Origin of the sequence: Streptomyces laculatispora, from assembly GCF_017353455.1 — a bacterium.
GTDB lineage: Bacteria > Actinomycetota > Actinomycetes > Streptomycetales > Streptomycetaceae > Streptomyces > Streptomyces laculatispora.
On the sequence record NZ_JAFMPZ010000088.1, the window covers coordinates 1 to 13205 of the forward strand.

Annotated in this window: 8 protein-coding genes and 2 pseudogenes; 3 read left to right on the top strand and 7 right to left on the bottom strand. The window is 68.6% G+C overall.

The window, feature by feature from the left end; translation table 11 throughout:
• The 3 genes from J1C73_RS04760 to J1C73_RS04770 all read right to left on the bottom strand — a co-directional run.
• Positions 1-368 (bottom strand): transposase family protein (locus tag J1C73_RS04760; protein WP_242643730.1); only part of this gene is annotated, 368 nt, incomplete at its 3' end.
• A gap of 10 nt (positions 369-378) precedes the next feature.
• On the bottom strand, positions 379-756 hold the full coding sequence (locus J1C73_RS04765) for a DUF5959 family protein (RefSeq protein WP_207315226.1): 378 nt from the start codon (positions 754-756) through the stop codon (positions 379-381).
• Between the two features lie 394 nt (positions 757-1150).
• A complete protein-coding gene (locus J1C73_RS04770) occupies positions 1151-2701 on the bottom strand; it encodes a N,N-dimethylformamidase beta subunit family domain-containing protein (protein ID WP_207315227.1) in 1551 nt (516 codons plus the stop codon).
• A gap of 862 nt (positions 2702-3563) precedes the next feature.
• On the opposite strand from J1C73_RS04770, the gene J1C73_RS04775 reads away from it, so the two are divergent.
• From J1C73_RS04775 to J1C73_RS34495, 3 genes and pseudogenes are all read left to right on the top strand, one after another.
• Positions 3564-3833 (top strand): hypothetical protein, encoded by a 270-nt coding sequence (locus J1C73_RS04775; RefSeq protein WP_207315228.1) that lies wholly within the window; start codon positions 3564-3566, stop codon positions 3831-3833.
• Positions 3834-4423: 590 nt separating this feature from the next.
• Positions 4424-4825 (top strand): annotated as a pseudogene (locus J1C73_RS04780) (Ku protein); the annotation flags it as partial.
• A gap of 196 nt (positions 4826-5021) precedes the next feature.
• A pseudogene (locus tag J1C73_RS34495) lies at positions 5022-5515 on the top strand (integrase core domain-containing protein); the annotation flags it as partial.
• On the opposite strand, the gene J1C73_RS04785 reads toward J1C73_RS34495, so the two are convergent.
• The 4 genes from J1C73_RS04785 to J1C73_RS04800 form a co-directional block, all read right to left on the bottom strand.
• On the bottom strand, positions 5483-6160 hold the full coding sequence (locus J1C73_RS04785; protein ID WP_306092279.1) for an HAD family hydrolase: 678 nt from the start codon (positions 6158-6160) through the stop codon (positions 5483-5485). The pseudogene J1C73_RS34495 and the gene J1C73_RS04785 overlap by 33 nt on opposite strands.
• An 84-nt stretch (positions 6161-6244) precedes the next feature.
• A complete protein-coding gene (locus J1C73_RS04790; RefSeq protein WP_207315230.1) occupies positions 6245-9286 on the bottom strand; it encodes an alpha-mannosidase in 3042 nt (1013 codons plus the stop codon).
• A 133-nt stretch (positions 9287-9419) separates the two neighbouring features.
• Positions 9420-11174: a glycoside hydrolase family 35 protein gene (locus J1C73_RS04795; RefSeq protein ID WP_207315231.1), complete on the bottom strand. Its 1755-nt coding sequence runs from the start codon at positions 11172-11174 to the stop codon at positions 9420-9422.
• Positions 11175-11229: 55 nt separating this feature from the next.
• Positions 11230-13044, bottom strand: a complete 1815-nt coding sequence (locus J1C73_RS04800) for a glycoside hydrolase family 5 protein (RefSeq protein WP_207315232.1) — start codon at positions 13042-13044, stop codon at positions 11230-11232.
• Positions 13045-13205 lie beyond the last annotated feature (161 nt).

The following is a 13205-nucleotide window of genomic DNA, read 5'->3' on the forward strand; positions in this document are numbered from 1 at the left end:
GTGCGGAGTTTGGTGAGGATTCGCCAGTTCTTGAGGTGGGCAAAACCGTGTTCGACCGGTGCGCGTCCGGCGGCGAGGACGCGGTTGGCTTCCTTCTGGCCTGGGGTGAGCTTGTGGGTGCGGGTGGCGGTGTAGCCGGTGACGATCACAGGGTCGAGGATGTCGTTGTCCAGGCCACGGAAGCCGAGGTCGGCCAGCGCCCCGAGGCCGGCGGCGCGCAGGTGGGCCAGGATGTGGTCGTGGCGGGCGGCGGTGTTGTCGTGGGTGCGACCGGGCCGGGCGGCGGATAGCCAGATCAGGCGCCCGTTCTCGTCGGTCAGGGCGAGAAAGTGCAGGCCATGGCTGCGGTGCTTGCCGGAGTGGGTCATTCGTCGCGACTTAGCTCTTGCGGTTAGGGCTCCACTCGTAGGCCATGGGCGCCGTCTCCACTACTTCGCTGGGCCAGGTTTCTCGGACGAGGTGAAGTCGCTGGTGGTGGTCTTGGGTCCACGTCTCCTGATATCCGATTCCTAGCGCCAGGGTTATGCGGTCGGGGTCCTCGACCGTCAACGACCACGTGCGGTCCTGGTGCATGAAGAAGTGGAGACTCAACCCGCGGTCGCCGCCGATGGTTGCGCCCTTGCCCGGTACGAGTTGGGTCAGTTCGCGCTGCGAGGTATCGAGATCCTGCTGGATCAGGTAGAGCTCGAGTCTGGCATCGACAAAGCTCGCGGAGACCAGGACATCAGCGTGCAGAACATCGTGGCCGGTCAGCACTCAGGGCTGGGCGCGGCCGGTCACACGGACGACGCAGTGGTTGCCGTCCGCGTCGCCCATGTCGATCAGGTTCACTGGGGCCGCATTAGTCACCGCTGGTCTCGCTCTCTTGTGAGGGGCTGAACTGCATCCTCTCGCATCGCCGAGCCTGTCGGGTCAGCTGATTCCGCCCTCACTCACACCATCAGGCACCCACATAACCACTTAAAGAGCTACGAACCGCCCTCTTGGAGATGTTCGTGTCCGCCATAGTCGGCACGGCCTCATGGGCGGAATGTCAAGTCCGACTCTGCCGCCCCAAGCTCGGGCGACTGACGCACTCGGTGTCGTCGTCACTGACAAGTTCATTTCGCCCCACAGGGGTTGACTCCGGAGCCGGTGCTGGGCGTCCGTCTCACGCCGAGCCGTAGACCTCGCGCACGTTGTCGCGGGGTGCCGGCCTGGTCTTCGCGGCCGGTCCCTCCGCGAAGGCCCGGAGCAGGTTCTCGGTGGTGCGGGTCACGAAGGCTCCGGTGCGCGCGTCCATGCCGTGGTTGCGGCCGTTCTCCCCCGTCCCGGCCATGAGGCCCTCGACCCACCGCATCGTCCCGGACGCGAAGACGCCGGCCCCGCTCGGCACCGTGTAGTACGCCGAATCGGAGTGGCTTCGCCTGCCGTTGCAGACCAGGGGGGAGTGGGCGATGATCTCGATCGGCGCGTCCGGAAGTGCTCCCGGGGTGACACGGTCGTACTCGACGCCGACGAGGTGGGGGAAGGAGTCGCCCTGCTTCACTCCGGTGCCCGCGAAGAGCCAGTGACCGGCGTTGCGTACGACATAGGGAGCGTTTGTGGGATAGCCCTCGTAGAGGACTCCCGTCAAAGACGATTCCGGGTCGGGATCGGGTACCTGGCGGAAGTCGGTGGTCACCAGGGCGCCGTGGCGAGGATACAGGGGATCGTGGCGGTAGTCGGTCTTGTAGCAGACCACGGTGCGGTCCCCGTCCTCGATCCTGATCCGGCGAAAGCAGGTGTTGGCGCCGAGGAAGGCCAGGTTGGTGCCGGCGTCGCGGGCCCGGGTCATGGACTGCCGCTGCTGAGGTGTCCAGTACTCGTCGTGGCCGAGCGTGACCGCGGACACTGCATTCCGCAGCACCGCAGGATCGCGGTGGATGTCGATGCCGGTGGTGTACGCCAGCGGTATGCCCAGCCGCTCCGCGAGGACGACCATGGCCCGCTCGTACACCAGGAACTTCTCGGCTCCGTTGCTGTCGTACGGCCGGGCGAAGGAGACGGCCAGGGCACGCGTCCCGTACGACGCGTCGGCGCCCTCGTAAAGGTTATGGCCGCCCCACAGGTTGTACGCCTGCCAGGTCGCCGGGGCATGGATCAGCAGGGTCTTCCCCCTGGCGGTCGCCGAGCGAACGATCAGGGGGACGTATCGCTGGTGACCGTTCTCCGCGTCGAGGCGGAGCAGGTAGGCACCCTCCGGCCAGCCGTCGGTGTGTACGAGGACCGTACGCTTCCAGTCCGCCCGCACCGTGCGCGTCCTGGGAGCCAGACCCGGCTCTCCCTGGATGCGCCCGGCCACCCTGCCGGAGTGCCAGACCAGGCGGGCCTGCGCGCCTTTGTACCAGCCCATCCGGTACGCCGAGACGCGGAACCCAGGCGCAGTGGTGGACACGTACAGCCCGAAGTCCTCGCCCGGCAGGACGCTCACCTTGTCGGTATAGCCGAGAGCGGCCTCGGGCGGACCCGCCGAACGGATGCGCCAGCCGGAGTCGCCCGGACGGGAAACCTCGGACGGACCGGCCGACGCACCCGGGTCGCCGCCGGACGCCATGTCGCAGCCTGCCAGCATCGTGCCCGCGGCCCAGACCCCGGCCGCCGCGGTCGCCCCGAGGAACCGCCTGCGGTCCAGGCCTGTGCAGTCACCACCGCCCCCGGGACGCTCTCGCTCCGCGTCCATCGGAACATCCATCGGAACCGTCCCACGTGTCAGAGGCCTCGCGTGCTCTTGCCGCAATCGTGGTCGAGCACCGCGCCTCCGGCCACCAGGGAGGGGCCGGATGCCCGGCCGGTCCCGCGGCCTTCCGGGTGCGTCGACCGCCCGGGTTCGAGCGTTCGCGCAGCGGTGGGGAACGATCTCCGGTGAGACGGGAAATGATCACCGACGGGCTTCATCGCCGCGCCTCACACCCACTCGTGAACACCCGCAGCCTGACCACCAGGCGGACGCCCTGGCCGTGCTCACCGCCAGGGCCGGACGGCGCATCACCGCGTCCGACGTCGGATGGGACCTACATCGTCCTCGGAATCGTCACCGTCACCTCGACGCGCCCGGAGACGCCCCCCTGGAGGCTCTGCTCCACGAGATCAGCCAAGGAGACATCATGGACCGCCGAAACCTGCTCAGCCTCACCGGAGCGGCAGCCACCGCGCCCGCTCTCACGCTCCTGCTCGGCCCGAGCGGAGGCCAGCGCCGCGCCAGCCGCCACGCGCCTGAACGAGAAGCTCGTCCGCTCGATCGAAAGCGCCGTCCGGGACGTCCGGTAGATGGACGACTCCACCGGGAGTGCCAGCGGCGACCTCACCTGGGGCCTCGGCATCTGGCAGAGCACTTCCCGGGTGGTCGCGCAGGTCCGCGGCCGCGGACCGCTCATCGACCGGATCCAAGCCGCATACATCGAGCTGAGCGAGCAGGTCGGCTGGATGCTCTTCGACGCACGCCAACACCCTCAGGCTGTCGGTTCCGCGACGAAGCGCTGCTCAACCTCAGCTCCCCCGACGAGCGCACACCGTGGTGGGCGACCTGGCTGACGACGGACTCCGTGGACGCCGGTACCGGCCGGGCCTGGCTCGCTTGCGACCAGCCGTCACGGGCCGTGCCCTTCCTGAGCAGCCGCGTCAAAGCGGCCTCGACCGACTACCCGCGCGACCGTCTCCACGCCGTTCTCGACCTGACCGACACCGTCCACAAGTGCGGAGACCGAGACCACGCACAGGAGTTGCTCGATCAGGTCGAAGGGCTCATCGGCACCGTCAGTCCTCAGCGTCTGGTTCACCGGTACAAGGCCCTGTCGTCAGCCGTCGCGGCGTGACTGCCGGGGCGACGACCGGCGACTCCGCGCTTGGTCCGCTTCGACGGACCCGGCCCAGAGTCGCCCAGTACAGTCCTGCGAGTGTGGCGGCCGAGTCGCCTCCTCTGCTGACGACCTCCCTTTCTGACCTGAGAGACCTCGCCGCGGTGTTCCGTGCAGCAGATGTCACTCGGGGGACTGAGGCTCCAGCAGGTCGCCGACCTGGGAGGTCAGGCAGAGAGCCGTGCCGCCAGGTGCCGGACAATCATGCCGATACCGGCCGCGGTCGGCGGCCTGAACCGTGCCCGGGCAGGACGGCGATGGCCTACCCTCTACGGTCAAAGTCGAGACCGTCCGGCAGCACGTCTGGGTCAGGAGTCGGGGTGCGCGTCCGTCCGCAACGCCCACGCGCCGCCCGAGCAGCCTGCCGGCAGCGGCGGGAAGCGATGCCCCTTCACATCCGTACTCCAGTGATGGCCCGCCCCGCAGTCACACTCGTAGATGCCGCTCTCGGGCACGATCTCGCCTGGATGCCAAGACGTCGGTTCCTCGCTCATACCTTCTGTGTACGACGTCCCACCACCTCGCGCGACCCAGAGGACTACAACCTCATCAGCTTTGGGCTGGTCACCATCCCTATCAAGGTGGTCAGTGCGACCGAGGACCATGCGATCCACTTCGATCAGGTGCACCTGATCGACATGGCCCGGTTGCGGACCCGGAAGGGCGACCTCGACGGTGAGACGCTGTCGCAGGACGAGATCGGCAAGGGCTACGAAACCTCGCAGGGCGAGACCGTGCCGGTCACGGACGAGGAACTCGGCCAGATGCCGCTCCCTACGGCCAGGGCGATCGAGATCGTCGCGTTCATCGATGCGGACAGCATCGATCCGATCCGGATTTCGGACAGCTACTACCTTGCGGTCGACGGTCAGGTCGCTGCGAAACCCTATGTCCTGCTCCGTAAGGCTCTGGAGCGCTCGGACAAGGTCGCCGTTGCAAAGTTCGTCTGGCCCCGGTACGGCCGGAATAGCGCCCCGCCACAGCAGGACCACAGGGATGGCCGAAGTACATCCAAAGCGGTCCAGGATATGGCACCGCATCCGGCCGCGCGGGATGGCGGACTCAACCCTGTGGGGCTCGTAAAGTCATCGCTGCAGGTGAGCAGCGGTGTCCATGGTTGTCGGTGGTGGTTAGGACCCTGTCCGGATGATCGTGTCGCTGTTGTACCGTGCTGCTCGCATGATGCTGTCCATACCGGCTGTCCTGCTGAGCCGGGACACTGCCGAGGACGCCGAGTCGTTGGTGCTGAGGCATGAGACCACTGTCCCGCGCCGTCAGCTCAAGGGCCCAACCCGCTACGAGACGGCCGACCGGTTCTGGTTCTCCGCGCTGTCCTCGCTGATACCGCGGCGCCGCTGGGCCGGCGTCTTCCCCGTCACCCCCGGCACCGTGCTGGCCTGGCACAGCAAAGCTGATCGCCAAGAAGGGGGACTACTCCGCCCGCCGCAGCCGTACCGGCCGACCCCCGACTGTCGCCGCGCTCAGGAAGCTGGTGCTGCGCCTGGCCGACGAGAATCCCCGGTGGGGGCACCGAAGGATCCAGGGCGAACTGGCCCGGCTGGGCCATCCGGATCGCACCGTCCACGGTCTGGGGCAAGCTGTCCAGGTCAAAGGGGGAACTTCAGTGTCGTCGCCACGGTCAGTGTGGACAGCAACGCCAGGTCGGCCTGTTCCAGGCTGTCCAGCAAAGTGATCCGGTCGGCCTCGGCGATCGGCACGGTGGAGGGAACGGCCAGCACCGAGCAGCCCGCCGCGTGCGCGGAGGCGACCCCGGTCGGAGAGTCCTCGACGGCCACGCAGGCCGCAGGGTCCAGCCCGAGTCGGTCGGCGGCGGCCAGGTAGGGGGCGGGGTCGGGCTTGGTGCGCTCGGTGTCCTCGGCGGCAAGCGTGACGGTGAACCAGTGAGCGCCGAGGCTGCCGAGGACCAGGTCCACCACGCGGCGGGGTGAGGCCGAGACCAGCGCGGTGGGCACGGCCGCTTCGCTCAGCTCGGCGAGCAGCGCCAGTGCGCCGGGCTGGGGGACGACCTCGGCGGCGACCTTGCCGCTGAACGTGTCACTGAGGATCTCGGCCAAGGCGTCCGCGGTGAGGCTGGTCCGGGTGATACGGCACAGGTGGGCGGCGGTGTGGTCGACAGCGCGGCCGAGCACCTCGGGCAGGTCCTCCTCGGTGAGGGTGTGGCCGAGATCGGCGGCGAGTTCGGCCGTGGTCCGGAGCCAGAGACGCTCGGTGTCGACCAGCGTGCCGTCCATGTCGAACAGGACGGCGGCGGGGAGTACGGGCACAGTGGTCCTACCTTCTTCGGTCATGGCTTGGCTGATCACTCGTGCGGTCGGTGGCTCCGGAGTTCCCTTACCGGAGAGCGTCGGTCAGTCACTCTTCCGGGGCCTCAGCCGGAGAGTGAGGATCTGGAACGGGCGCAGTGCCAGGTGCACTCCTCGGCCGTCCGTCTGTACGGCGTCCGTGTTCTGGCAGGGGTCGAGTTCACGCTCCAGCAGATCGGTCTCGACCGCGGAGGCCAGCGGGAATCCGGCGGTCAGAACGGTTCGGGCGCGTCCCCCGCATGCCTCGTAGAGACGTACGACGATGTCGCCGGAGCGGTCATCGGCGAGTTTGACCACCTCGATGACCACGGTCTCGTTGTCCACGGTGACGAGCGGCTCGACCTCGGCCGAGCCGAGGAGGCTGCGCTCGGGCTGGTTGAACACGTAGCCCTCGCGGACGGCGTCGGCGATGTCCGCGCCGATGACGAACCCGTATCGCAGATGGTGGTGGCCCTGGTCGGCGTCCGGGTCAGGGAAGCGGGGAGCGCGGAGCAGGGAGAGCCGGACGGTCGTGGTGGTGCCGCCGTCCGCGCGGACGTCCCGGGTGACCTCGTGCCCGTAGGTCGAGTCATTGACCACGGCCGCGCCCCACCCCCGTTCGCCGAGGTGCAGGAAGCGGTGGGCGCAGATCTCGAACTTGGCGGCGTCCCAGCTGGTGTTGGTGTGGGTGGGGCGCCGGACGTGCCCGAAGGGGATCTCCGCGCTGGAGTGGTCGGCCCGCACATCGAGCGGGAAGGCCGCCTTGAGGAGCTTCTCCTTCTCGTGCCAGTCGATCTCGGTGTCGATGTCCAGGCGTCGGGAGCCTTCGGACAGGGAGACCAGCTGTTCGATGCGGGAGTCACCGAAGGTCCGCACGATCCGGACACCGTCTTCCTGTGCCTCGACCGATTCGGCGTCGACGAGGTGGTGAACGGTGTTGCGGTAGAAGGCGTCGATGTCCCAGGCGTCGTACTCGTTGGGGAAGTCCTGGTGCAGCTGGAGGAGGTTGGCGACGGCACCGGGGGCCAGCGCTTCGCGCCCGTCCGCGATGTCGTACGCCGAGGTCACCAGGCCCTGGGCATCGACCCGGACGCGTACCAGGCCGTTGTCCAGCGCGAAACCGTCCCCGCAGGGGACCGGGGCGACGGGCCGGCCCTGCGGCCGGGTTCGGAGCGTGGCGCCGAGGGCGGGGACACCGTCGCGGGCGAACGGAGCGGCGTTGAAGACCACGGGCAGATCGCCTTCGCCGGCCAGGGCGCGCTGGGCGGCGTCCGTGATCGCGCGCAGCTCGGCGGTGACGGCGGCGTAGGTCTGCTCCGCCTCCCGGTGGACCCAGGCGATGGAGGAGCCGGGCAGGATGTCGTGGAACTGGTGCAGCAGGACCGTCTTCCAGAGTCGGTCCAGGGCCTGGTAGGGGTACGCGAGTCCGGTGCGGGAGGTGGCGGTCGCCGACCACAGCTCGGCCTCTCGCAGCAGGTGCTCGCTGCGACGGTTGCCCTGCTTGGTCCTCAGCTGGCTGGTCAGTGTGCCGCGGTGGAACTCCAGGTACAGCTCCCCCTGCCACACCGGCGCGTCGGGGTATTCGGCGTGTGCCCGCTCGAAGAAGTCCGCGGGGCTCTCGATGACGACCCTGGCCGAGCCCTCCAGGTCGGCGAGACGCTCCGCTCGTGCCAGCATCTCCCGGGTGGGGCCGCCGCCGCCGTCTCCGTAGCCGAACGGGAGCAGTGAGCTGTTGGCTGCCTCCTTGTCCTGGAAGTTGCCGACGGCATGGGCGAGTTCGGCGCCGGTGATCTCGGCGTTGTAGGTGTCGACCGGCGGGAAGTGGCTGAAGATCCTGGTGCCGTCGATGCCTTCCCACCAGAAGGTGTGGTGCGGGAACTTGTTGGTGGTGTTCCAGGAGATCTTCTGGGTGAGGAACCAGCGGATTCCCGCCAGTTTCATCAGCTGCGGCATGGCCGCGTTGTACCCGAAGGTGTCGGGCAGCCACATCTCTTCGGTCTCGACGCCGAACTCGTCGAGGTAGAAGCGCTTCCCATGGATCAGCTGCCGGGCGAGGGACTCGCCGCCGGTGATGTTGGTGTCGGGTTCCACCCACAGGCTGCCGACCGGCAGGAACTGCCCCTTGTCCGCCTTCTCCTGGACCCGGGTGTAGACCTCGGGGCGGTGCTCCTTGAGCCAGGCCAGTTGCTGGGCCTGGGACATGGCGAAGAGGAAGCCCGGGTGTTCGTCCATGAGATGGGTGACGTTGGAGAGCGTCCTGGCGACCTTGCGGACGGTCTCGCGCAGCGGCCACAGCCAGGCGGTGTCGATGTGGGCGTGTCCGACGGCGGACATGCGGTGGGCGCTGGCGGCCGCGGGGGCGGCGAACGCCGGGCGCAGCACCTCGCGGGCGGTGGTGGCACTGCCGGCGATGTCCTGCAGGTCGATTCCGTCCAGGGCCTGCTCGATGGTGTTCAGGAGCTGCCAGCGGCGTGGGTCGGCCTCGGGCAGTTCGTGCATGAGGCCCCCGAGGACGTCCAGGTCCTGGGCGAGTTCCCACACCTGTGCGTCGAAGACCGCCAGGTCCAGTCGGAGCAGCTGGTACAGGGGCGCGCTGCTGGAGCCGGCTCCCGTGATCCAGGAGGGGCGGTCCCCGGTCCGGGACGGGACGTGGTCGTCGTTCAGGTTGGGGTTGGCGGCAGCCTCGACGTAGTAGGTGAACTCCTCGCCGCCGACCGCCGGGTCGGCGACCGGGATATAGGCGTTGCGGGGGTTGAGGGCTTTCACCACGCTGCCGTCCGCCCGGTAGACCAGGCCCTCGGTGGAGAAGCCCGCGCCGGTGACGTTGAAGCCGAGGTCGATGACCGCCTCGACCCGCAGGCCGGCCCACTCCTCCGGAACCCTGCCGCTGATCCTGAACCAGCTCGTGGACCAGGGCGGCCCCCACCGGTGCCCGAGCGTCACGGGTTCGTACGGTGCGGCCAGGCCGTCGGCCACGGGGACCGGCTCGCCCGGCACGCTCCAGATCGCGATCTCGACCGGGACGGTACGGGCGTGGGCCGCGGGCCGGATGCGCTGGTTCAGCACCCGGTCGAGCCGCTGCTCGGTGAGGCGTCGCTTGCTGTGCATGGATTCCTCTGTCGTCGGTGGAGGACGGTGATCTTGTCGCGGCCGGCCGAACGTCAGGAGCGGTTCGAGCCCGGCGCGGACCGAGTTCCTGGCTCTTCGTGTGGGTCCGGGCGGGGCCTTCCGAAGGCGGACGTCAGTCCTCGAGGAGGCCGAGATCGGGAGTTCCCCGTAGCTCCACCGTGCGGGTGGTGGCGCCGTGCAGTTCGAGGACCGTGATCTCGTTCCGGCCGGCGTTCAGGATCGGTGCGGGGACGTAGAGCGTGGTCTGCGGTCCTCGGGACCAGTACCGGCCGAGTGCGAAACCGTTGATCCAGACGTGGCCCTTGGTCCAGCCGTCCAGGGCGATCCAGCCGTCGGCCGGCTGCTCGATGTCCAGGTGTCCGCGGTGGAACGTGGGGCCGACCGGGGGCGAGGCGGGCTCGGACGCGGTGAAGGACAGCCGGCCCAGATCGTCGAGAGGCAGCGGTCGGCTGTACCAGGCGTCCAGGGGCAGTGCGTTGACGGTGACCTCGCCGAGCAGTCCCTTGCGGTCGTGCATGCCCTGCCCGTAGTTGACCCTGCCCTGGTTCTCCACCAGCACGGCCAAGTGTGCGCCGTGCCGGGGGGTGTGGAAGGTGAGGGCGTGCTCATGGTTCTCGCGTTCCAGGACGCCGACCGGCTGGCCGTCGACGAAGACCTGGGCGCGATCGCCAACCTGGGCGATGCGGAGGATGGCCGGCCCTGCCGCCGGGAGCGTCGTCTCGTACAGGATGAACCCGAAGGACTGGCCGAGCTGTTCCATGGTCTGCGGGCGGTCGGTGTGCACCGTGCTGCCGAGCCGCTCGCACTGCTCCAGGAGTCCGGCGCATGCGGTGAGTTCGGCGGTGGTTGCGGAAAGCTTGGGCGCGGGGGCGGGTAGCGGCTCCTCGGGCACGGGCGCGTACCGGGCGATGACCTCGCGGAAGGCGGCGTACTTGGGGCCGGGATCGCCGGCCTCGTCCAGGGGCGCGTCGTAGTCGTACGACGTGGCGGTGGGACGGTACGTTCCCTTGTCGTTGGCGCCGTTGGTGAAACCGAAGTTGGTGCCGCCGTGGAACATGTAGATGTTGACCGAGGCGCCGGCCGCGAGCAGCCGGTCGAGGTCCGCGGCGGCGTCGGCCGCGTTGCGGGTGGTATGGATTCCGCCCCAGCGGTCGAACCAGCCGATCCAGAACTCGCTGCACATCAGCGGCCCGGACGGCTGATGCGTGCGCAGTGCGGCGAGCCCGGCGTCCACCCGGCTGCCGAGATTGACGGTGCGCAGGACACCGTCGAGGCCGCCGCGCTCCAGGTCGGAGGGCTGGTCGCAGGTGAACAGCGGTACGTCGACTCCGTGCCGGTGCAGCAGCTCCGCCAGAACCTCCAGGTAGCCGGAGTCGTCGCCGTACGCGCCGTATTCGTTCTCCAGCTGCACGGCCAGGATCGGGCCGCCATGTGTGGAGAGGTAGGGAAGGACGGGCGGCAGCAGGGCAGCGAGGTAGCCGTCCACCGCCTTCAGGTAACGCGGGTCGCGGCTGCGCAGTTCGATGTCCTCGTCGGCGAGCAGCCAGGAGGGAAGGCCGCCGCCCTCCCACTCGGCGCAGATGTACGGGCCGGGGCGGAGCAGTACGTGCAGGCCTTCGGCGGCGGCCAGATCGAGGAACCGGGGAAGATCGAGACCTGCGTCCAGCCGGAACTCACCCGGATGGGGCGAGTGGAGATTCCATGGGACGTAGGTCTCGATCGTGTTCAGTCCCATCAGGCGCGCCTTGCGAAGCCGGTCGGCCCACTGTTCCGGATGGATCCGGAAGTAGTGCAGGCCGCCGGAAATGATCCGCAGCGGTCGGTCGTCGAGACGGAAGCCGTCTGCGGCAACCTCGAGTCGGGGCATGGCCGTGGTCTCCTCGATGATGGAACTGGTCGAACTGGTGGAACTGAGGGGTGGGTCAGCTCAGCGGACGGCAGAGCAGTGTGTCGGGAACACCGTTGTGGTTCCACTTCCAGGTGAAGGCGACGCCGGCGATGTACTCGTTGTCGGCGCACTGACCCTTGTAGTAGCCGGGAGCCCAGTCGCTTTCGATCGAGCCGCCCGTGGCCGGGCGGTTGTCGCCCTGGTCGAACCAGACGTTGCGGCCGTTGAGCGGCAGCGGTGCGGCGGACGGCGCGCAGAGCAGGCCGGCCATGGAGTTGCCGTTGACGCTGTAGCCGACGGCGAAGGTGTTGTCGGGGCACTGGAGCTTGTTGTAGCCCGCCGCCCAGTCACCGTGGGTGACGTAGCGCTCGTCGTGGACGGCCACCCAGTCACCGGTTCCCTTGGCGGGCTGTTTCGCGTCGGTGCACAGGCCGCGCTTGTCGCTGCGGCCGAGGCCGGTCAGACGCTGGCTGTCGGGGCAGTTGCCCTTGCGGTAGCCGCGGCTCCAGTCGCTCTGGGCGAGCATGCGGGAGGAGACATTGTGGTCGCGGAAGTCGAGGTCGAGCATGTTCCAGTGGTTGACCTGTGCGACCGGGCCGGTCTTCCCCGGGCCGTTGACCAGCTTGTTCCAGTCGGCGGTCCGCCAGTCGCCGGAGTCACTGAGGCTCTGCCGCTTGCCGGCGGTGTCGTAGGAGATCAGGGCCCAGGTGTCCTGCGGCGCACCGTTGGGACCGGTCCATCCGACCAGCGGCCAGATGGCGAAGTCGGTGTCGTTCTGGACCAGGATGTCGGTGAAGTTGCCGAACCAGGTCTTCTCCTTGGTGTCCTGCGACCCCCGGCCGCCGGCACCGAACTCACTGATCCAGACGGGGGCGGTGAAGTGCTGGCCGGACTGGGTGACGAACAGGGCCTCGTCGTGAACCAGTTGCTTCAGCTTCTCGAGCGGGAAGTCCTCGTAGGGCCAGTCGTTGGTGTGCCCCGGTCCGCTCTCGGCACCCGTGTAGTTCGGGCCGGTGTAGCCGTAGAAGTGCGCGGCGTAGACCAGCTTGCCCGAGGTGATCAGGGTGTTCGAGAGCTGACGGACCGGCGTCAGCATCGGCCTGCCGTAGTCCAGCCCGTCCAGCGGGATGCCGTACCAGTTGATGCCCTCCATGATGACCAGCATGTCGGGGTCGGCCTGCAGGATGCGGGTGCCCGCCAGCTCGAAGGCCGCGTACACGTCGTGATCGTCGCCCCGGCCCCAGTTGGGGTCGTCCAGGGTGTCGCGGCGGATCTCGTTACGCAGGTCCGCGCCGACGACACGCTTGTTCGCCTTGTAGCGGTTCACCAGGAAGAGCCAGTCCTCCTGCCACTGCTGGGCGGACTGGCCGCTGTTCCAGCGCTCGTTGCCGTCCAGGCCGCAGCAGAAGCGGTAGGAGGTGGTGTGGTTGTTGAGGATGACCGCGAACCCGTCGGCGGTCAGGGCCGCCACCACCGCGTCGAACACCTGCAGCGGGGTCTTGCCCTTCAGCTGCGGGTTGGCCGCGACCGCGGAGTCGGGTACGACCGTGGTGTCACGCATCATCGCGTTGGCGAACGGCAGCCGGATGCTGTTCAGCCCGAGCTCGTGGAAGTCGGCCATGATCTGTGCCATCGGCGCGCGGTCCAGGCCCAACGGAAGGTTGTGCGACATCTGGTCCGCTTGGTGGTTCGTGGGGTCGTTGACGTCGCCGCTGCCCTCCCAGGTGCCCTGGGCACCGGCCCAGTTGCCAGCCTTCAGCTTGAAGCGGTTGCCGTTGGCATCGACGATGTACCGCCCGCGGGTACTCAGCGGCCCCGTCCAGGAGGCTGCCAACTGCGGTCCGGTCATGGGAGCGGTGGTGGCGGTGGGGGTCGCTGCGACGGAGCCGGTGGTTCCCGCGAGAACGAGGGTGACCGCGGCTGCCGTGGCAGGCAGAATTCGGGAGAAGAATCTCCTGACGGCGGGAGCCGACCTTTCGGATCTCATGATTGTCCCCTCCAAGGGTGGGG

Bases quoted from the DNA above. Each gene is read 5' to 3' on its own strand.
- J1C73_RS04800 (WP_207315232.1), bottom strand. From the start codon at position 13,044: ATGACCGGACCGCAGTTGGCAGCCTCCTGGACGGGGCCGCTGAGTACC.
- J1C73_RS04770 (WP_207315227.1), bottom strand. From the start codon at position 2,701: ATGGACGCGGAGCGAGAGCGTCCCGGGGGCGGTGGTGACTGCACAGGC.
- J1C73_RS04790 (WP_207315230.1), bottom strand. From the start codon at position 9,286: ATGCACAGCAAGCGACGCCTCACCGAGCAGCGGCTCGACCGGGTGCTG.
- J1C73_RS04795 (WP_207315231.1), bottom strand. From the start codon at position 11,174: ATGCCCCGACTCGAGGTTGCCGCAGACGGCTTCCGTCTCGACGACCGA.